This window comes from Novosphingobium sp. 18050, from assembly GCF_902706195.1.
In the GTDB taxonomy this organism is placed as follows: Bacteria; Pseudomonadota; Alphaproteobacteria; order Sphingomonadales; family Sphingomonadaceae; genus Novosphingobium.
This window is the reverse complement of the sequence record NZ_CACSJO010000010.1, coordinates 1-18,896: the sequence shown is the minus strand read 5'-3', so window position 1 is coordinate 18,896 and position 18,896 is coordinate 1. Positions and strand designations below refer to the sequence as shown.

18 protein-coding genes and 1 tRNA gene are annotated in these 18,896 nt (G+C 65.8%); 17 read left to right on the top strand and 2 right to left on the bottom strand.

Going from position 1 to position 18,896, the window contains the following annotated elements:
• Positions 1-145: 145 nt before the first annotated feature.
• The 13 genes from GVL61_RS11645 (at position 146) to GVL61_RS11585 (ending at position 12,738) form a co-directional block, all read left to right on the top strand.
• Complete coding sequence (locus GVL61_RS11645) at positions 146-667, top strand: YbjN domain-containing protein (protein ID WP_043971182.1); 522 nt, start codon at positions 146-148, stop codon at positions 665-667.
• A gap of 120 nt (positions 668-787) precedes the next feature.
• Entirely contained in the window at positions 788-1,597 is an 810-nt protein-coding gene (locus tag GVL61_RS11640; RefSeq protein WP_159980147.1) for a pyrroline-5-carboxylate reductase, read from the top strand.
• A 168-nt stretch (positions 1,598-1,765) separates the two neighbouring features.
• Positions 1,766-2,506 carry a Bax inhibitor-1/YccA family protein gene (locus GVL61_RS11635; protein WP_159980145.1) on the top strand — a complete coding sequence of 247 codons (741 nt, stop codon included), beginning with the start codon at positions 1,766-1,768 and terminating at the stop codon, positions 2,504-2,506.
• Positions 2,507-2,672: 166 nt separating this feature from the next.
• Entirely contained in the window at positions 2,673-3,440 is a 768-nt protein-coding gene (locus GVL61_RS11630) for a hypothetical protein (RefSeq protein WP_235037646.1), read from the top strand.
• 130 nt (positions 3,441-3,570) lie between these two features.
• A tRNA-Ala gene (locus GVL61_RS11625) sits at positions 3,571-3,646 on the top strand.
• Positions 3,647-3,827: 181 nt separating this feature from the next.
• Positions 3,828-4,886 (top strand): GTPase ObgE, encoded by a 1,059-nt coding sequence (obgE, locus tag GVL61_RS11620; RefSeq protein WP_159980143.1) that lies wholly within the window; start codon positions 3,828-3,830, stop codon positions 4,884-4,886.
• Between the two features lie 253 nt (positions 4,887-5,139).
• Positions 5,140-6,288: a glutamate 5-kinase gene (proB, locus tag GVL61_RS11615; RefSeq protein ID WP_159980141.1), complete on the top strand. Its 1,149-nt coding sequence runs from the start codon at positions 5,140-5,142 to the stop codon at positions 6,286-6,288.
• Positions 6,285-7,229: an NAD(P)-dependent oxidoreductase gene (locus GVL61_RS11610; protein ID WP_200844903.1), complete on the top strand. Its 945-nt coding sequence runs from the start codon at positions 6,285-6,287 to the stop codon at positions 7,227-7,229. The genes proB and GVL61_RS11610 overlap by 4 nt, the downstream gene beginning before the upstream one ends.
• Before the next feature lie 19 nt (positions 7,230-7,248).
• On the top strand, positions 7,249-8,235 hold the full coding sequence (locus GVL61_RS11605; RefSeq protein WP_159980137.1) for a bile acid:sodium symporter family protein: 987 nt from the start codon (positions 7,249-7,251) through the stop codon (positions 8,233-8,235).
• A 241-nt stretch (positions 8,236-8,476) separates the two neighbouring features.
• Positions 8,477-9,316 carry an SDR family oxidoreductase gene (locus tag GVL61_RS11600; protein ID WP_159980135.1) on the top strand — a complete coding sequence of 280 codons (840 nt, stop codon included), beginning with the start codon at positions 8,477-8,479 and terminating at the stop codon, positions 9,314-9,316.
• Positions 9,317-9,327: 11 nt separating this feature from the next.
• Positions 9,328-10,500, top strand: coding sequence for a hypothetical protein (locus GVL61_RS11595; protein WP_159980133.1), 1,173 nt, complete (start codon positions 9,328-9,330; stop codon positions 10,498-10,500).
• 16 nt (positions 10,501-10,516) lie between these two features.
• Positions 10,517-11,707 (top strand): sulfotransferase, encoded by a 1,191-nt coding sequence (locus GVL61_RS11590; protein ID WP_159980131.1) that lies wholly within the window; start codon positions 10,517-10,519, stop codon positions 11,705-11,707.
• Entirely contained in the window at positions 11,704-12,738 is a 1,035-nt protein-coding gene (locus tag GVL61_RS11585; RefSeq protein ID WP_159980129.1) for an alcohol dehydrogenase catalytic domain-containing protein, read from the top strand. Before GVL61_RS11590 ends, GVL61_RS11585 begins: the two co-directional genes overlap by 4 nt.
• 78 nt (positions 12,739-12,816) lie before the next feature.
• Here the strand turns inward: GVL61_RS11585 and GVL61_RS11580 are convergent, their stop codons facing one another.
• Positions 12,817-14,043, bottom strand: coding sequence for an MFS transporter (locus GVL61_RS11580; RefSeq protein ID WP_159980127.1), 1,227 nt, complete (start codon positions 14,041-14,043; stop codon positions 12,817-12,819).
• 235 nt (positions 14,044-14,278) lie between these two features.
• On the opposite strand from GVL61_RS11580, the gene GVL61_RS11575 reads away from it, so the two are divergent.
• The 4 genes from GVL61_RS11575 to GVL61_RS11560 are packed head-to-tail and all read left to right on the top strand — an operon-like array spanning position 14,279 to position 18,433.
• Positions 14,279-14,809 carry a spore coat U domain-containing protein gene (locus tag GVL61_RS11575; protein WP_159980125.1) on the top strand — a complete coding sequence of 177 codons (531 nt, stop codon included), beginning with the start codon at positions 14,279-14,281 and terminating at the stop codon, positions 14,807-14,809.
• A gap of 37 nt (positions 14,810-14,846) precedes the next feature.
• Positions 14,847-15,530, top strand: coding sequence for a molecular chaperone (locus GVL61_RS11570; RefSeq protein ID WP_159980123.1), 684 nt, complete (start codon positions 14,847-14,849; stop codon positions 15,528-15,530).
• A gap of 33 nt (positions 15,531-15,563) precedes the next feature.
• Positions 15,564-17,912, top strand: coding sequence for a fimbria/pilus outer membrane usher protein (locus tag GVL61_RS11565; RefSeq protein WP_235037645.1), 2,349 nt, complete (start codon positions 15,564-15,566; stop codon positions 17,910-17,912).
• A gap of 20 nt (positions 17,913-17,932) precedes the next feature.
• The gene (locus GVL61_RS11560) at positions 17,933-18,433 is read left to right on the top strand and encodes a spore coat U domain-containing protein (RefSeq protein ID WP_159980111.1); all 501 of its coding nucleotides are present in this window, start codon (positions 17,933-17,935) and stop codon (positions 18,431-18,433) included.
• A gap of 9 nt (positions 18,434-18,442) precedes the next feature.
• Here GVL61_RS11560 and GVL61_RS11555 read toward each other — a convergent pair.
• The coding region (locus GVL61_RS11555; RefSeq protein WP_200844902.1) for a fumarylacetoacetate hydrolase family protein at positions 18,443-18,896 on the bottom strand (454 nt) is incomplete at its 5' end.

The following is an 18,896-nucleotide window of genomic DNA, read 5'->3' as shown; positions in this document are numbered from 1 at the left end:
CGGTTTTTCTTTGTGTGAACGGGCGTTCATTCTTATCCACACCCTGTGAACAGGCTTGTGCAGTTATGCGCAGGCGATCACCCTGTGCCGGATTGTGCTATCCCGCCTGCAGGAAGCATCCATGCACCGTATTCGCGGAGGGTTGATGTCACAGGTTATGAGGACGGTTCAGGACGATATCGATCGCGATGACGACGAAGCCGCGCCCGTCGAGATGCTCGCCTCTCTGTTTGAGGCGCGTGACTGGCCCTTCGAGTATTCCGGCGAGGATGAAATCTCCGCCGAAGTGAAGGGTGCCTGGGCCAGTTACCAGATTCAGGCGATCTGGCGTCCCGAGGACCGGGTGCTGCAATTGCTGTGCCTTCCCGACATCCGCATCGCCGATGGCAAGCGCGCAGCCGTCTACGAAGCGCTGGCGCTCATCAACGAGCAGCTCTGGCTGGGCCATTTCGACGTCTGGTCGAACGGGGGTGTGGTGCTTTACCGCCACGGCCTGATGCTCGGCCCCGAGGGGCTGCTGGGTCCGGGCGAGGCGCAGATGGTGGTGGAAGCCGCGATCGAGGAGTGCGACCGTTTCTACCCGGTGTTCCAGTTCATCCTCTGGGGCGACAAGACCCCGGCAGAAGCGCTCGCCGCCGCGATGGTCGACGCCGCCGGAGAAGCCTGAGGGCCGCCCAGTGAATACCCTGCGGCGCGCCTGAACCGACCCGGCTTTGGTCTTGGCAGGTCTATCGCGCTCGCCTAAGCCGCGCGCCGAACAGGCGTTTTGCGCAAGAGGATTATGGACATGGACCGGTTTCAGAACATCCTGCTCGTAGGCTGCGGCAACATGGCCGGGGCGATGCTGACGGGCTGGCTGGCAGGCGGTGTGCCGGCTTCGCGTTTCACCGTTGTCGATCCGAATCGCGATGGCCTCCCTGAAGGCGTTACCCTGCTGCGTGAGCTTCCTGCCGAAGGCCACTTCGATGCCGTACTGCTGGGCGTGAAGCCGCAGGGGCTGGACGATGTCGCGCCGCTGCTGGCGCCGCTGCTGGGCCGCCAGACGGTTCTGTTCTCGATCCTTGCAGGCGTCGAATTCGACAGTCTTGCTGCGCGTTTTCCCGTGGTGGGGGCTTCCGTGCGGGTCATGCCCAATCTTGCCGTCGCTATAGGCAAGTCGCCCATCGCGCTCGATGCGCGCGGTCTTGACGAGACCGGCCGCGCTGCCGTTACCGCGCTGATGGCGCCGCTGGGTACGCCCGAATGGCTCGCGGGTGAGCACTTGTTCGATGCCGTCACTGCACTTGCGGGCTGCGGACCGGCTTTCGTCTATCGCTTCATCGACAGTCTTGCGGCCGGCGCCGTCGCGCTCGGGCTGGATGAAGCGCAGTCGCAGCGTCTCGCGCTTGCCATGGTCGAAGGTGCGGCGCAGCTTGCGGGTGCCTCCGAGTTTTCGCCGGGCGAACTGGCAGACAAGGTTGCCAGCCCGGGCGGTTCGACCCGCGCGGGCATGAACGTGCTCGATGCGGGCGGTGCCCTCGCTGAAGTCATCGCTGATGCGATGACGGCGTCGCGCGACCGCAATGCCGAGATGGCAGCGGCAGCCCGCAAGGGCTGACGGCAGGGAACTGCTCCGGAAGGGGTAGGCGCGCGGGGCTAAGTGGACGTTTATACACTTTGTCACAAATGGCCGGGCCCGGTTTTCCTTGAAACTTCGGCGGGGCGGGGCGATATTCCCTCTCATGCGGGTCCGCATTGTGCTGTGACCCGCGAAAGGGAGTTAGAAATGGCGAATTGGAACGACCCCCAGCCCCGCAGGGGCTTCGGTGCGTCTCCGAGCCTAGACGGGCAATCCGCCGGCCGGACTACGTACGATGCGGGTCTGCGGCGGCATATGCTGTCTATCTATAACTACATGGCCTCGGGCGTGCTGCTTTCGGGCGTCGTCGCAGTGCTTTTCGCGAATTATGGTCTGACGCAGGCTGTGATGGCGACCCCGCTCAAGTGGGTCATCATGCTCGCTCCGCTGGGCTTCGTCTTCGCGATCAGCGGCGGTGCGCAGCGTTTCAGCGAATCGACCCTGAAGGTGCTGTACTGGGCCTTCGCGGCAGTTATGGGCATGTCGCTCTCGACGATCTTCCTGATCTACACCAGCTCGTCGATCGCAACCACGTTCTTCGCAACGGCAGCGGCTTTCTCGGCGCTTAGCCTCTATGGCTACACCACCAAGAAGGACCTGTCGGGCTTCGGCACGTTCCTCATCATGGGTGTGGTCGGCATTCTGATCGCGTCGCTGCTCAACATGTTCCTCGGCTCCAGCACGCTGCAGCTGGCGATTTCGGTCCTCGGTGTGCTGATCTTCGCGGGCCTTACCGCCTATGATACGCAGATGCTCAAGAACCAGTACGCACAGCTTCGCGGTACCGACTTTGTCGGCAAGGCCGTGATCCTGGGCGCCCTGAGCCTCTATCTGGACTTCATCAACATGTTCCAGTTCCTGCTCAGCTTCCTGGGCCAGCGCGACTGATACGTGCAGGATTGATCGCAACCGAAGCGGAGGAAACTGCCTCCCAAGCGATTAATCCACAGTGCAGATTGCAAAAGTCATGATGCCCGGTGCGTTTCGTCGCACCGGGCATTTGCTTTACGGGCTCGTAACGCTAAACATTTTGCGCTGTAATGGAGAACTTTGGGTGAGCAACGCGATGGACATAAGGGCTGGCGAACAGGGCATGCGTCGCCGCCTGTCGCTGCTGGCGGGCTCGGCAGTCGCCGTGACCCTTGCGGCGCTTGCAGGCTGCGCGAAGGCTCCGCCTCCGCCTCCGCCCCCACCCCCGCCGGTTGTCGTCATTCCGCCCATGCCAAGCCCTCCGATGGGCGCGCCGCTGGAAATGAAGGTTCCGCCGGTCGCGGAAGATGGCCAGCGTCACACCGTGAACTACGGAATTTCCACGTCGCAGACGATCTGGAACCTGCGTTCCGGCTATAACGTTGCCGCGTTGAACTGCATCGAGCCTCAGTTTGCGCCGATCCTGGACGGCTACAAGCGCTTCCTGAAGACGTACGACAAGTCGCTGGACAAGGCGTCGAAGGAAATCGACCGCAGTTTCCTTACCCAGCATAAGGGCCGCGCTGCGATCGTTGCGCGCGAAACCTACCAGACGCAGGTCTACAATTTCTTCTCGCTGCCGCCGGTCGACGCGGGATTCTGCAAGGCGGCCATGGAACTCAGTGCCGAGCTTGTCACGGTCGAGCCGGGCCAGTTCGAAACCTATTCCTATCAGGGCCTCGCCAAGCTGGAGGCGCCGTTCAAGGAGTTCTTCACCGCTTACGAGCAGTACCGGGCAGACCTTGCCGCATGGCAGTCGCGCTATGGTGCAGGCGGGCTGATCACCGTGCGACCCACATCCGAACAGACGCTGGCGCAGCCGGCCGCGCAGACGCAGGCTTCCGCCCAGTAAGTCTTTCGCATGGCGCGCGGCTCTTGTGATTCGCGCGCCATGCATTTTTGCCCTTTTCGGGCGCGGTTCTCTTCGCTAAAGGGACGCACCCGATACGGCGCAAGCTGCATTGGGGGCGTAGTACTGGAACGGGGCCGTAGCTCAGCTGGGAGAGCGCGTCGTTCGCAATGACGAGGTCAGGGGTTCGATCCCCCTCGGCTCCACCAGTGAGGACGAGCATTTAGAGTTTTAGGCATGTTCGGAAATCATCCGGGCATCACCCGGCCCGGAACACGGCCGGGTTTTTTGTTTATCTGCGGCAGGTGGCACATACGGGACGGTTTCGGGTCCCGGCAGCCGGGGCCAGTCGCAAGTTAGGCGCCGTAGTAGCGCCGGAAGCGACGAACCATGCATTTTCTAGATCAGGCCAAGATTTACACTCGTTCGGGCGGCGGCGGTCCCGGTGCGGTCAGCTTCCGGCGCGAGATGTACGTCGAATACGGCGGCCCTGACGGCGGCAACGGCGGCAAGGGCGGCGATATCATCTTCGAGGCCGTTGCAGGCCTCAATACGCTGATCGACTTCCGCTATACCCAGCACTTCAAAGCCCCGCGCGGCGGCCACGGCATGGGCCAGAACCGCAACGGCGCGGCGGGCAAGGATCTGGTGATCAAGGTTCCGATCGGCACGCAGGTCATCGCCGATGACGAGGACCGCGATACCGTGCTCCTCGACCTGACGCAGGCCGGCCAGCGCGTAGTCTTCATGGAAGGCGGCATGGGCGGCCGGGGCAACGCCAGCTACAAGAGCAGCACGAACCGCGCCCCGCGCCAGCACCAACCCGGCATTGCGCCTGTTGAGCAGTGGGTGTGGCTGCGCCTCAAGCTGCTGGCCGACGTCGGCCTGGTGGGCATGCCCAACGCGGGCAAGTCGACCTTCATCAACAAGCTGTCGAACGCCAAGGCCAAGGTGGGCGATTACGCTTTCACCACGCTGCGACCCCAGCTGGGCGTCGTTACGCACAAGCACCGCGAGTTCGTCGTGGCGGATATTCCGGGCCTGATCGCCGGCGCCGCCGAAGGCGCGGGCGTGGGTGACCGGTTCCTCGGCCACATCGAGCGTTGCCGCGTGCTGGTGCATCTCATCGATATTTCCAACGCCGATCCCGTCGAGGCGATGCATATCGTCGAGGAGGAGCTGGAAGCCTACAGCGAAGAGCTGTCGGACAAGCCGCGCCTGGTCGCGCTCAACAAGTGCGACCTTGTCGACGATGCGCTTGCGGCGGACTTTGCCAAGCTGCTCCTGAAGGCTGGGGCCGACGAAGTCTTCCCGATCTCCGGCGCCACCGGCAGGGGTATGTCCAAGCTGCTGGACGCGATCATCGACTATCTCCCTGCCGCGACGGTGACCGAGCGTCCCCAGGGCGCACAGGAAGAGCTGGACGAAAAGCCGTGGTCGCCCATCTGAGGTAGCTGCGGGGAGGCGGGCGCGGAGGCTTCGACAGGATCGGCCTGAGCGGAGGCTAGGTGCAGTGCGCTCCGGGTGGCAGGCCGCCGCACGGAGCCGGCTCGAATATCGCGCACCCGGTGCAGGCTTGGCCTGCCAAAGCCACCGCCCCGCGCACCCCGGCTTTAGCGTCTCACCCGTTCCTCGTCCGCGTCCATCCGCGTAAGCTCGTGCTTTCCTCCACGTGGCGATTACCCTAGAGGCTGGCGTTCCCATGCCCATTTCCCGACTCTCCGACCTTTCCGACGCATCCCTGTCTCCCCGTCTTGTCATCAAGGTGGGATCGGCGCTGCTTGTCGGCCCGGAAGGTGTTCGGCGTGCCTGGGTGGCGGGTCTTGTCGCCGAGATCGCCGAGGCGCGCAGCCGGGGTCAGGACGTGATCGTCGTGTCTTCTGGCGCCATCGCGCTGGGCGCGGCGACGCTGGGGCTGGAAAAGGGCGGACGCGGCAGCCTTGCCGATGCGCAGGCCGCCGCCGCGGTTGGCCAGATCGCGCTTTCGGGGCTGTGGGCGCAGCTGCTGGGCAGCCACGGCATCACTGCCGCGCAGATGCTGCTCACGCTGGAAGATCTGGAAGACCGCCGCCGCTACCTCAACGTTACCGCCACGTTGGGCCGCCTTCTCGATGCGGGCGCGGTGCCCGTCATCAACGAAAACGATTCTGTGGCGACCCAGGAAATCCGCTTCGGCGACAACGACCGCCTTGCCGCGCGCGTGGCGCAGGCGGCGCGGGCGAGCGCGGTCGTACTGCTTTCCGACATCGACGGTCTATACGATCGCCACCCCAAGCTGCCGGGCGCGCAGATGATCCCGGTGGTCGAGGGCGTGACCGCCGAAGTGCAGGCAATGGCCAGCACCGAATCGAATTCCGGCATGGGTTCGGGCGGCATGGTTTCCAAGCTGCAGGCCGCCGAGATCGCGCAACTGGCAGGCATCTGCCTCGTCATCGGCAATGGCCAGCACGACAGGCCGGTCGAACGTATCATCACGGCAGGCATCGGCACTCTGTTCGTGCCGCGCGGCAAGGCCGGTGCGCGCAAGGCGTGGCTGGGCGGGCGTCTGCGGCTCAAGGGCGAACTCATCGTCGACGACGGAGCTGCTGCCGCATTGGGTCGTGGCTCCAGCCTGCTGGCCAAGGGTGTCACGGCGGTCGAGGGTGTGTTCAGCCGGGGCGATCCGGTGGCCATCGTCGACGGGGAGGGCCGCGTGCTGGCGCATGGCCTGTCCGAGTATGACGGCGCTGAATGCGCGGCGATCGTCGGTCTCCATTCCAGCGATCAGGAACGCGTGCTCGGCTATGCGCCACGCTCGTCGGTGGTCCACCGCGACCAGATGGTGATGAAGTCTCAGGTGGTCACGAAGTGATAGAACGCCCCATCATCGCCCTGACCGGCGCGACCGGATTTGTTGGCCAGGCCGTGCTCGAGGCCGCGCTCGAGGCGGGCTATGCGGTGCGCGCGCTGACCCGGCGCACCCAGCCCGAGCGCCGGAACGTCGACTGGGTCGGCGGCGACCTGGGCAACCGTGCCGCGCTGGCCGACCTCATGCGCGGGGCCGAAGGCGTGATCCACGTCGCCGGGGTGGTCAATGCGCCCGATGCCGCCGGGTTCGAGGAAGGTAACGTCACCGGCACGCTCAACATGATCGAGACGGTGATTGAAGCCGGCGTGCGCCGCTTCGTCAACGTTTCCTCGCTCTCTGCGCGCGAGCCTGAGCTTTCCGCTTACGGCGCGTCCAAGGCCAAGGCCGAGAAATACCTTATGGCCAGCCCGCTGGACTGGACCATCGTGCGTCCGCCCGCGATCTACGGACCGCGCGACAAGGAAATGTTCGAGCTTTTCCGGGCTGTACGCTGGGGCGTATTGCCAATGCCCAAGGACGGGCGCGCCTCGATGATCCACGTCGAGGATCTGGCGCGGCTGCTGGTGGCACTGGTCCCCGGCGACGGCGAGATGGTGGGCGAAGTGACGGACGGCGTCAGCGGCCGTGTTTTCGAGCCGGACGACGGCAAGCCGCAGGGCTGGGACCACTACGAGACAGCGATGGCGATCGGTTGGGCCATGGGCAAACGCCCGCGCGTGATCGGCATGTCGCGCCGCATGCTGACCGCAGTGGCGCGCATCGACAATTTTTTGCGCGGCACCCGCGCAAAAATGACGCTCGACCGTGCCGCCTATTTCAGCCATCCGGACTGGGTGGTCTCGCCCGAGGCTGCGGTTCCCGCCACGCTCTGGCAACCCCGCATCGAAACGCGAGAAGGCCTGAAGGCCACCGCGCAGTGGTATCGCGAGCAGAAGTGGCTTTGACGGTTAGGACGTAATACCGATGAAGGCTCTGCTGGCGCGCTTGAACATTGATCCTTACCTGTTGTTGCTGGTTGGCACGGTCGGTCTGGCTTCGGTGCTTCCCGCACGGGGGATCTGGGCCGATATCGCCGCCGGCGTGGCCGATGCTGGCATTGCGCTGCTGTTCTTCCTTCACGGCGCCAAGCTCTCGCGGCAGGCGGTGCTCGATGGGGCGAAAGCGTGGAAGCTGCACTTGACGGTGGCGGCCACTACCTTCGTGCTGTTCCCGATTATCGGGCTGGGCGTGCGGGCGATACCCGGTCTCGAACCGTCGCTGGCGACGGGCGTATTATTCCTGACGCTGCTGCCTTCGACCGTGCAGTCGTCGATTGCGTTCACCGCGATTGCCGGCGGCAACGTGGCGGCAGCGGTGTGTAGCGCCTCGTTCTCGAACCTCGCGGGCATCTTCATCACGCCGGTGCTGACCGCCTTGCTGATTACCGGCAAGAGCCAGGGCTTCTCGGCAGATCCGGTCATCGCCATTGCCTCGCAGCTGTTGCTGCCGTTTCTGGCGGGTCATTTCCTGCGCCCCTGGATCGGCAAGTTCGTGACGCGCAACAAGAAGCTGCTCGGATACGTCGATCGCGGCTCGATCTTGCTTGTGGTCTACACCGCATTCGGGGCCGCCGTGATCGAGGGGCTGTGGCAGAAGGTGACGCTGGGTGAACTGGGCCTGATCGCGCTGCTTTCGCTCGGTGTGCTGGCAGTGGTGATGGTGGCGGCGTCGCTGGTCGGCAGGATGCTGGGCTTCCCGCGCGAGGACCGTATCGTGCTGCTGTTCTGCGGTTCCAAGAAGAGCCTGGCAACGGGCGTGCCGCTGGCCGGGGTGTTGTTCCCGGCGGCGCAGGTGGGGGCGATCATCCTGCCGCTGATGTTCTTCCACCAGATCCAACTGATGGTCTGCGCCGTTCTCGCCCGCAAATTCGCGGCGGAGAACGAAACCGCCAAGGCTGTGGCGGCAGAGTAGCCCTCCGCCTTTCGTCATTGCCAAATTAACAAAGCAGCCCGGCGCGGTTTTACGCGGTCCCGGGTTGCTTCGTTATGCCTGCAATGACGAGGAGGGGTTCGAATGCTCCTGATTGAGTAGCACTTGCGCACTATCTGTTTTCCGCCCGGGCGATGGGCGCTCTCTGGTCGCATAAGATAGTACGTACTATCAATATCGGCGACTCCCCGATAAATGGGGGCAGAGCAAGGAGAGCGGTGCGATGCTGAACCTCGATGGCCTGGGCTATGGCGGCAAGACGGTGGTGGTGACCGGCGGGGCCTCGGGGATGGGCGAACAGGTTGCGCGCATCCTCAGCGAACTGGGCGCGCGCGTTCATATCGTCGACATTCGCGCGCCAACGGTCGCGCACGAGAGTTTTCACCAATGCGATCTCGCCGATTTCGCGGCCGTTCGCGCCGTGGCCGAAGCGCTTGGCGCGCAGGCGCCCATCGACTTCGTGTTTCCCTGCGCTGGCCTGCCGCCGAGCGTGAAGGGCCCGCTTTACTGCATGAAGGTCAATTACATCGGCACCCGCTATTTCGTGGAGTGTCTGGAGCCTGCCCTGGGCGACGGCGCGGGGATCGCCCTGATCTCGTCCGACGCGGCGCTGGGCTGGCAGAAGAACCTGGTGCAGAGCCTGGAAATGCTGGCGATCGCCGACCCGGATGCCGCTACGGCGTGGTGCGAGGCAGACCCGGCCAACCGCGTGCGGGATGGCTATACCTCGTCCAAGGAGATGCTAGTGGTCTGGGTGCAGAACGCCGCCGTGCGCTTGGGCAACGAGCGACGCATCCGCCTCAACGCAATCGGTCCGTGTCCGACCAGGACAGCCTTCATGGACGAGCAGGGGCAGCACCTGCCTGAGGGCTTCCTCGATGCCTGGCCTTACCCCTCACTCGGCCGGATGGCTACGGCGGAGGAACAGGCCTGGCCACTGGTACTGCTGAATTCGCGCCTCAATGCCCCCGTCACCGGGGCTTTCCTGCTGACTGACCAAGGCTTTGCCAGCGGTGTCTACACCGGCGCCATCGACCCATCCTTCATGACCGGCGGCCGCTGAGGAGAATGAGCATGCAGATCGAGCACAGCATCCTTTCCTATCTCGCCAACCTCGAAGGCGCGGTCGACAACCTCAAGGATACCTGGCGGCCTGACGATCCGGCATACCGCGCCGACGTCTATCGGCAGTCGATGGCCAGTCTGTCCTATTCCTACTTCATGTATTTCCACGCCGATTCCGAGCATCCCGACTGGGCGCCGCTGTGGAATCCGGTCTACACGCTGCAGCCCAACCCCGACGACATCTACGTCCAGTCGCCGATCCGGGGCGACCTGACCTACCGGGTCTCTGGTAATCGGGGCACCTGCCGCATCCTGTCCTTCACCACGCAGGCCGCGCTATCGGGCACGGTGGACGAGATGCCGCGCCCCAATGGGCACAACGAACTCGACACCAATGATCTTGGTATTGCTCTGGGTGAGGATTTCTCGATCATCTTCAGTGCCAGGCGGCCAGACGGGTATGACGGCCACTGGGCACCGATCGACCCATCCGCGCGCGGTATGTTCACGCGCTATCGGATGTATGACTGGGCGAATGAGATCGATCCGGTGATCTCGATCGAGTGCCTCGATGCAGTAGGTCCGAAGCCGCGGCTTTCGCCCGAGGAAATCCTGCGCCGCATCCAGGAGATGGCTAAGCTGCCGGCACGCAAGACGGCGCTTTATTATCCGATGCAGAACGGGGTGAAGGAGAGCGTGGGCTTCAACACGTTCCAGCCGGTCCGCTACCCTGGCGCGCTGGTGAAACAGACTTACTGGCCGGCCTGCTTCCAACTGGAGGACGACGAGGCACTGATCATCGAGACGGACATTCCGGCGCGCGCGCCTTACTGGAACGTCCAGCTCAACGATCCTTATTTCAACGCGCTCGAATACGTCTACCGCCTGAGTAGCACCAATGGCGCGATGGCTACGCTGTCCAGCGACGGGAAGTACCGGGGCGTGATCGCACTTACCGATCCGGGCGTCCCGAACTGGCTGGACCCCGCCGGCTACACCGAGGGCGGCATCTATGGCCGCTGGTACGATTGCGACAGCGAGCCGGTCCCCACGATCACGCGCGTCAAGCTGGCGGACCTGCGCGCCCATCTTCCCTCCGATACCCCCGCCGTAAGTCCCGAGCAGCGCGCCGAGGAAATCCGCCGCCGCGTGGTTGCCTGCCAACGCAGGAGGCGCTGGTGAAGGAACGGCGCAGCGCATGGACCTGAGCTACGATCCGCCCGGCGCGTTCCGCCATTCGCTGGCCCAGCTGCACGAAATCGTCGCGGCCGAGGTCGGCTCGGACGATTTCGGTCCGGGCGACTACCTGCCCGGCCTCACTGTGCTGCTGCAGTCGATGGACTACGATCCGCGCTTTTCGGACATGGGGCGCCGGGCCGCGTGGGGGATGGTCGTGGGCGTACTGCGCGGGCGGGCGCAGGCGGTCGCGGCGATGAAGGCCAATCCCGGTTTCGACGCGCGGGGGATCCTCTCGCCCGTGGTCATCACCGGAGTGCCGCGCACCGGCACCACCGCACTGCACCGGCTGCTGGCGGTGGACCCTCGGTTCCAGGGACTGGAGACGTGGCTGCTCGACAGCCCGATGCCGCGCCCGCCGATGGAGCGCTGGGCCGAGTATCCGCAGTACCGCAAGACCGTGGCCGCGCTCGACGCGCAATATACCGCCGCGCCGAATGCCAAGGCCGCGCACTTTCGCGCCGCCGAGGAAGTGCACGAATGCTGCATGGTACTGCGTCAGTCGTTCGTCTCAAACCTGTGGTCGTGCGGCTGGTCGGCCGCGACCTATGATGCCTGGTGGCAATGCACCAGCGAGGCGGGCGCCTATCGTCACTTCCACCGCTGCGTCCAGTTGATCGGCGCGAACGATCCGGGCAAGCGCTGGCTGCTCAAGAATCCGGGACATATCGAGCATCTCGACCTGCTCTTTGCAGTGTTCCCCGATGCGCGGGTGATCCAGACACACCGCGATCCAGGCAAGGCGTTGCCGAGCCTCGTTTCGCTGCTGATGAACCTGAACGGCCTGATGGAACCTGACCGGACCCGGCAGCGCGCAGAGAACCTGCTGCGCCGCGAAGTCGCCAAATGGGCGAACGCGGTGAAGAAGGCGGACGCGGTACGCGCAGCTTTCCCCGGACAGGTGCTCGATGTCGTCCATGCCGATTTCCATGCCCGGCCGATGGAGACGGTGGAGGCGATCTATCGCTTCATCGACATGGAGATTCCCGAGGAAACCCGCGCGGCGCTGGGGCGGCGTATCGATGAAAAGCCGGAACTCAGCCGGGGTGTCCACCGCTACTCCATTACCGATTACGGCATGAGCACGGATGAGGCGCGCGCGCCGTTTACCGACTATATCCAGCGCTACGACCTGCTGGAGAAAAGGTCATGAAGGCAGCAATATATCCAGGGCAGGGCAAGCCCATCGTCATCGAGACGATCGCCGATCCCCAGCCCGGCCCCGGCGAACTTCTGATTCGCGTGGACCGCTGCGGCATCTGCGGCACCGATCTGTCGATGACGAGGGGCGGTGCCTGGGACTTTGGAAACGGGGTCCAGTTCGGGCATGAATATGCCGGCACCGTCGCCGAAGTGGGCAAGGGTGTGACGGGCTGGAAGGTGGGCGACCCGCTGGCAGTCCTGCCCTCGGTTGCCTGCGGGAGCTGCGAGATATGCACGGCCCACGGCAACAACGTGCTGTGCCGTGAGAGCACGGTGACGGCCTCGGTCGGCTTCGCCGAGCTGGCGAAAGTCCCGGTGAGCGTGGCAACGCGCCTGCCCTCGACGCTCTCGATGGCGGACGGTGCACTGATCGAGCCGATGGCGATCAGCCTCTACGGCGCGCAGATGGCCAGGATTCGTCCGGGCGAGCGGGTTCTGGTGCTGGGCGGCGGGACGGTGGCGCTTTACGCTATCTACTGGGCGCGGCGGCTGGGCGCGGGGCGAATAGTCGCGATGTCGCGCTCTTCGCGCCGGAAGGACCTGTGCATCGAGATGGGCGCCGACGCTTTCGTCGCTTTCGGCGACAATGAGGTGGGCGAAGTGGTCGAGGCTCTGGGCGGGGCGCCGCAGGTGGTACTCGAATGCGTAGGCGCGGAAGGGATGCTCGGCAGGTCGGTGCTGCATGCAGCGGCGTTCGGGCGGATCGTCAGCCTTGGTTTCTGTACCTCGCCCGATCCGGTGATCCCCGGCATGGCCAGCTACAAGTGCGTCTCGATGCACTTCGCGGTCGGCTATTCGATGCGCGAATTTCTCACCATCGCGCAGATGCTCGACCGGGACAGCATCCACGGCGGCGGCCATGCCGACCCCAAGGCCATCGTCAGCGGACGTGTGGGCCTCGCCGATCTGCCGGCGATGTTCGAGAACCTGCGGGGGCCGAATGCCGAAACGAAAGTTCACGTCCACTGCAACGGGCTTTGAGCCTGCCGCCCTGAACCCCTGTCGCCGCTCATGAGAAGCGGACGGTGGGGCAGTATTCAGGGCGGATCAGCAAGGCGTTCAGGCCGGCGTCGGCTCCCCGACGACTTCGACGTGCGCGGGGCGGCGCAGCAGCAGAAGCAGCAGCGAGCCGATCAGTACCGATGTCCCCGTGATGACGAGGAACGTGTTGAAGCTGCCGGTGCGCGCCAGCGTCAGGCTGAGCAGCATCGCTCCCGAGGCCGCTGCCAGCGAGCATACACCCGTCAGCAACCCCAGCACGCTGGAATAGATGCCCGAGCGGAAATGCCGTGCGACGAGATAAGCCAGAATGTCGCCTTCCGCGCCCACCGCGAAGCCCAGGCTGAAGATGGCGGCGGTAACGACCGAAGGCGCGTCGTAGCTGGTTGCGAGCACGTATAGCCCGATGCCAGGCAGCCCCAGCGTGAAGAAAGAGACCAGGTTCGGCGCGAAACGGTCGAGCGCGACGCCGGTGATGAACCGCCCCAGCAGCATTCCCAGGGCCAGCGCGGTGAACATGATCGAGGCGCCTTCGCCGGTGATGCCGTTGTCGAGCACCAGCATCTTGAGCTGCACCAGGATCAGCGTCAGCGGCAGGTTGCAAAGGTACATCGAGGCGAAGAGAATCCAGAACGCCGGCTCGCGGAACACTTCGGGATAGTCGTCGCGGGCGCGGCGCTTGGGGGTCAGGACGGCCAGCGCGTGGTTGCGGCCGGTGGAAGGGATCAGCAGGAACGTCACGACCCCGGTGACCGCCACGAAGACCGCCAGTGCACGGTAAGTTGCCGCCCAGCCGTTGGCCTCGACGAATTCGTTGAGTATCGGCCCGCCGACCGCGCTGAACAGCGCCGGTCCGCAGGCGACGATCGCCAGAGCAAGCCCGCGTGCATGGATGACGTGCTGCACCACCAGCCGGGTATAGACGGTGGCGGTGGTCGTCACGCAGACCACGCTCTGGAAGATGAAGACGGCAAGATAGATCCGAAACGAACCGCCGTTGAAGCTGTAGGCCAGGAAGGTCAGCGGCATGGCGACGATGCCGATCAGCGCGGTCAGCTTGACCCCCAGAACGTCTGCCAGGCGCCCGATGAACGGCATCGCCAGTGCCGTCAGCAGGCCCAGCGTGCCCACCATGGCGAAGTCCGCCTTCGACCAGCCGGCATCGGTGACGAGCGTGGGCGCAATGGCGCTGGTGACCGTCCCGATGATCGACATGCCCGTGCCCATGCCCAGCGTCGCGGCGAGCAGCGGGCGCCAGGCGGCCGCGATTTCCGATAGATAGCGCAAGGTTTCGTCTCTCCCGGGAAGTTGGTCTCCCTTGGCGCGGACCTTGCCAGTTGCACCCGCGCGGCAAAAGCACAGCGCCGTCAGACATCGGGGTTTTCGCAACGGGGCAACTCGAAATCGCCCGAGCGTTGCGGGCGGACATGTCCGGGCCTGACGAATGCTTGCGTGCCGCTTACGGGGAACACCGGGGGGGACGTTGGAAGGCTGCGCAAGGACCGCTTGGTAAACGTCTGCCATGAGCAACGTTCACCATACCCGCACGGCTCCGGCCTGCCTTCGCCCCCTTGCCGCCGGGCTTGTCCTGGCCGCTGGTTTCACCCTCGCTCCCCAGGCCGCACTGGCGGCAACGGCGACCGACACCATCGCGGTGACGGCGACCGTGCAGGCTACCTGTACCGTCGTGGCCAGCCCGCTGGCCTTCGGGACCTACAATCCGATCTCGACCGCCAACGTCGATGCATCGACCACGCTTAACGTGACCTGCACCCAGGGCACGGCCTATAACGTCGGCCTCAGCGCTGGCGGGGGCACCGGTGCCACCACCACCGTGCGCAAGCTGACCAGCAGCGGCCATACGCTCAACTACGCGCTTTATCAGGACACCACCCGCGCCACCAACTGGGGCAACACCATCGGCACCGACACCGTGACCGGCACCGCCGGCACCACTGCCACCGCGTACACCGTATACGGCCGCATTCCCGGCAGCCAGAACACCACCGCCGGTGCCTACACCGACTCCGTCACCGTCACGGTCACTTACTGAGATGACCAGCCGGCGCGTACCTGTATCGACCGCGGCCGTGCTCGCGCTCGTTGCCCTGTTCGGCGCGCTTGGCGCCGCACCGGCGCGGGCCGGTTCGCTCAGCGTCATGCCGGTGCGCGTCGATGTGGCTGCGGGCCGCCGTTTCTGCTCGCTGACCCTGGGCAACAGTTCCGACCAGCCCGTGACGGTGCAGATCCGCAGCTATGCCTGGAGCCGCGACGAAAGCGGCGCCGACATCCTGGGGCCCGACCCCGGTTTCGTGATCAATCCCGCCATTGCCGCGATCGCGCCGGGCGCTACCCGGCTGGTGCGGTGCAGCCTGCCCGCCGATGCTTCGGCAAACCCGGCCGAACGGCAGTGGCGCCTGATCGTCGACCAGCTTCCCGATCCCGCTTTCGACGTTCCCGGCACCGTGCAGACGCTGCTGCGCATCTCGATCCCGGTATTCCGCGCGGGCGACAAGGCCGCGCCGCACCTGACCGCCTCGCTGTCCGGCAAGGCGCTACGGCTTGCCAATTCGGGCACTGCCCACGTCAAGGTGCTGACCGTCGCCCTGAAAGGTGCAGGCGGCGACGCGGTTGCCACCGAGCGCGCCTTCTACCTTCTGGCGGGCAGCGCGCAGGTGGTGCCGGTGGAGCGCTTGCCTGCCGGCGGAGTTTCGGCCGCGCATGTACGCGCCGAAGAGGGCGAATTCGACGTCGCTCTCGATCCTGCGAAATAATGGGCCCGGCCGATGCCGCTCGCGCCCCGACATATGAGGGCCGCCCTGGCGGCAGTTCTCGCCCTGCCTTCGGCCATGGGCCTTGGCGCGGGATGCGTATCGGCGCAGGAAGCGCCCGGCGCGGCCGCGCTGCCGATGCCGGTCGGCGTGGTCGTCAACGGGCAGGTGATGGCAGAGCCCGGTCTGCTTCTGGTGCATGAGGGCCGCCTGCTGGCGCGGCGCAGCGATCTGGAGGCCTGGGGCCTGACCGGGAGGGTGTTCACACCCGCGCAGGTCCTCGAAGGCGAAAGCTATGTCTCGCTCGACGGGGTGAAGGGCCTTGTCGCGCATCTCGACACGGACGGCGGCATCCTGCGCGTGGACGCCGATGCTACGTTGTTCCCGCGCCTCGTCATCGATGCCGACCATCGCAGGGTGCCGGTCGCGCCCGCTGTGCCCGCGCAGTTCTTGGACTACGACCTGACCGCCTCCAACTGGAGCGGCAAGGCGCAGCTGAGCGGGCTTGTCGATGCCGGTTTTTCGGGCGGCTGGGGCGTCGCCGATTCCAGCTTTCTGGTGGACAGCGGCAACCGGGGCGTGGTGCGGCTCGACACGGCGCTTCGCCGCGATTTCCCGGACCGGCGCATGCGGCTGGTGCTGGGCGATACGGTGGGCCGCGGTGCGCCGTGGAGCCGGCCGGTGCTCTATGGCGGCGTGTTTCTGGGTACCGACTTTTCGCTCGACCCGCAGGCGATCAACTTTCCGCTGCCGGTAATATCGGGCAGCGCGCTGACGCCTTCGACGGTGGAGCTGCTTTCACAAAGTTCGCGCCAGTCGCTGGGTGTCGGGCCGGGGACGTTCGATCTTGCCCTGCAGCCGCGCCTGACGGGCGCCGGGCAGGTGACGATGAGCGTGCGCGATCTGGCCGGAAACACCCGGCAGGTGACGCGCAGCTTCTATGCCAGCCCCAACCTGCTGCGCCCCGGTCTCAGCGAATTCGCGGTGGAGGCGGGGGCGCTGCGCAAGGACTACGGCTTTGACAGTTTTGCCTACGGGCCGCTGTTCGCCGCTGCCGGGCTGCGTCGGGGCCTGACCAATAGGCTGACCGTGGAAGGGCGCGTCGAAGTCAGTCAGGCAACGCGCATGGCCGGGCTGGGCGGGGCCATGGTCATCGAACCGCTGGGTGAAGTTTCGCTCTCGGGCGCGGTTTCGCAGGGTAGCGCGGGCACCGGCACCCTGATCCGCGCGCAGGCACAGCGCATCACCGCAGCCTATACCCTGAGCGCCAGCTACGAGCACGCCGACGCCCGGTTCCGGCAAGTGGGCGAGGCACGCCAGAACGGCGGCGGACGCAGCGAACTGGCGGTGGCGGGTGGTTTGTCGCTGGGATGGGTGGGCAACATCAACGCCAGTTATGCGCGCCTGCGTCAGGGTATCGGCGGGGAAGCGCCGAGCCGTTTCGACCTTGCCTCGGTCTATTATTCCACGAACCTGCGGGGCGGCTACCTGTCGGTCGGTGTCCAGTACACCGCGCGCGGCAGCGAGCCGCGCCGGGAGAGGCAGAGCGATCGTGGCAGCCGGGATCTGGGCTTTTTCGGCTCGCTCACCGTGCCGCTGGGGCCGCGCCGCCATGTCAGCGCTATCGCCGAACAGGGCCGCGCTGCGCTTACCTATGACCAGAGCCTGCCCGACGATAGCGGCATGGGCCTGCGCGCGCTGGCCGGGGTGGACCGGGGCACCGCCTGGGTAGAAGGCGGGGTGTCCTATCGCACCGGCGCGGGCGACGTGCGGATCGACGCGGCCCAGCGGCAGGGCCAGCAAGGCGTGCAGGTCAACGCGCGCGGCGGACTGCTGCGCGTGGACGGCACGCTGCTGGCCACCCAGCACATCGATCAGGGCTTTGCGCTGGTCGATGTAGACAGCGATACGCCGGTCACCGTGCTGGTGGAGAACCGCGCCCGGCCCCGCAAGGCGCAGACGGGGCGGCGGGTGATCGTCACCGGCCTGCAGCCCTATGCCGAGAACCACATCGGCGTGGACCCGGCCGACATGCCCGTCGACGAAGGGCTGGATGCGGCGGCGCAGGTAATCGCGCCCGGCTGGCGGCAGGCGGTGCGGGTGTCCTTCGGCGGCGCGGCCGAGCAGGGCGCGCGGCTGCGGCTGGTCGACAGCCACGGCAATCCGATCCGCATCGGATCGAGATTCGCCTGGGCGGGGGGCATCGGTGTCGTAGGCTACGACGGCGAGGTTTGGATCGACGCCTATGTCGGCGGCGCTGCGCTGCGCGTGTCAGGCCCGGCAGGATCGTGCCGTGCGATCATTCCTCAGCTGTCGGGCGAGGCCCGGCTGACCGCCATCACGCCGACCGCCTGCGTGTCCGATACCGAATGGGCGCAGAAATGAGAGCAGAAGGACACAAGGTCATGAGCCGTGCCGCCTTTATCCGTTCCGCGCTGGCTTTCGGCGGGCTGGCCGGAGGGCTTGTGCCGCCCGCGCCGGCTTCGGCGGCGGGCTGCATCGTGTGCATTTGCAGCGTTTCAGCCACCAACCTGAGCTTCGGGACCTATAATCCGGGCAGTAGCAGCCCGGCAGCCGCCACTGCGACGGTCAATGCCAGCTGCATCTCGGTCAGCGTGCCGATGACCGCCACGGTCGATCTGGGGCTTAGTGCGGGCACATCCACTACGGCGGCGGCGCGGCAGATGGCCAACGGCACTGCGCGGCTGGGCTACAACATCTATCAGGACAACGGCTATGCCGCGATCTGGGGCAACGGCAGCAACGGCGGAACATCGCAGACGATGACGATCAACAACCTGCTCAGCTTCAACGCAACGAAGACGGCCTATGGGCGGATACCCGTAAGCCAGTACGTAAAGGCCGGCGCCTATGCCGATTCGATCGTGGTGACCTTCACGTTCTGAAGCAGCGGGTCAGACCGTCCGAGCCGCTTCGACGATGCCGGTGCAGGCCCCGAAGCCGATGGGGCGGAAGCCTTCCGCCTCGAATCTGCCGGACAGTGCCAGTTCGTCGCCGTCCTCCAGGAAGGCACGGGTTTCGCCGGTGGGCAGGGTCAGCCGCTTTGCGCCGCTGCGGGTGATTTCCATCAGGCTGCCTTGCGAATCCTCGCTCGGGCCAGAGAGAGTGCCGGTGCCGAGCAGGTCGCCGCTCTGCAGGGCGCAGCCGTTGGAGGCATGGTGGGCCACCATCTGCGCGATCGTCCAGTACATCGCATCTGCCGAGCCATGACTGAGGCGCAGCGGTGCAAGCCCCTGTTCGCGCATCGCCGCGCTCGACAGGTGGACCTCAAGGTTCAGCGCGAAGGAGCCGGCGGCCTGGTCGGCCTCGTCCCACAGGTACGGCAGGGGCCGGGGGTCGCCCTCGGGG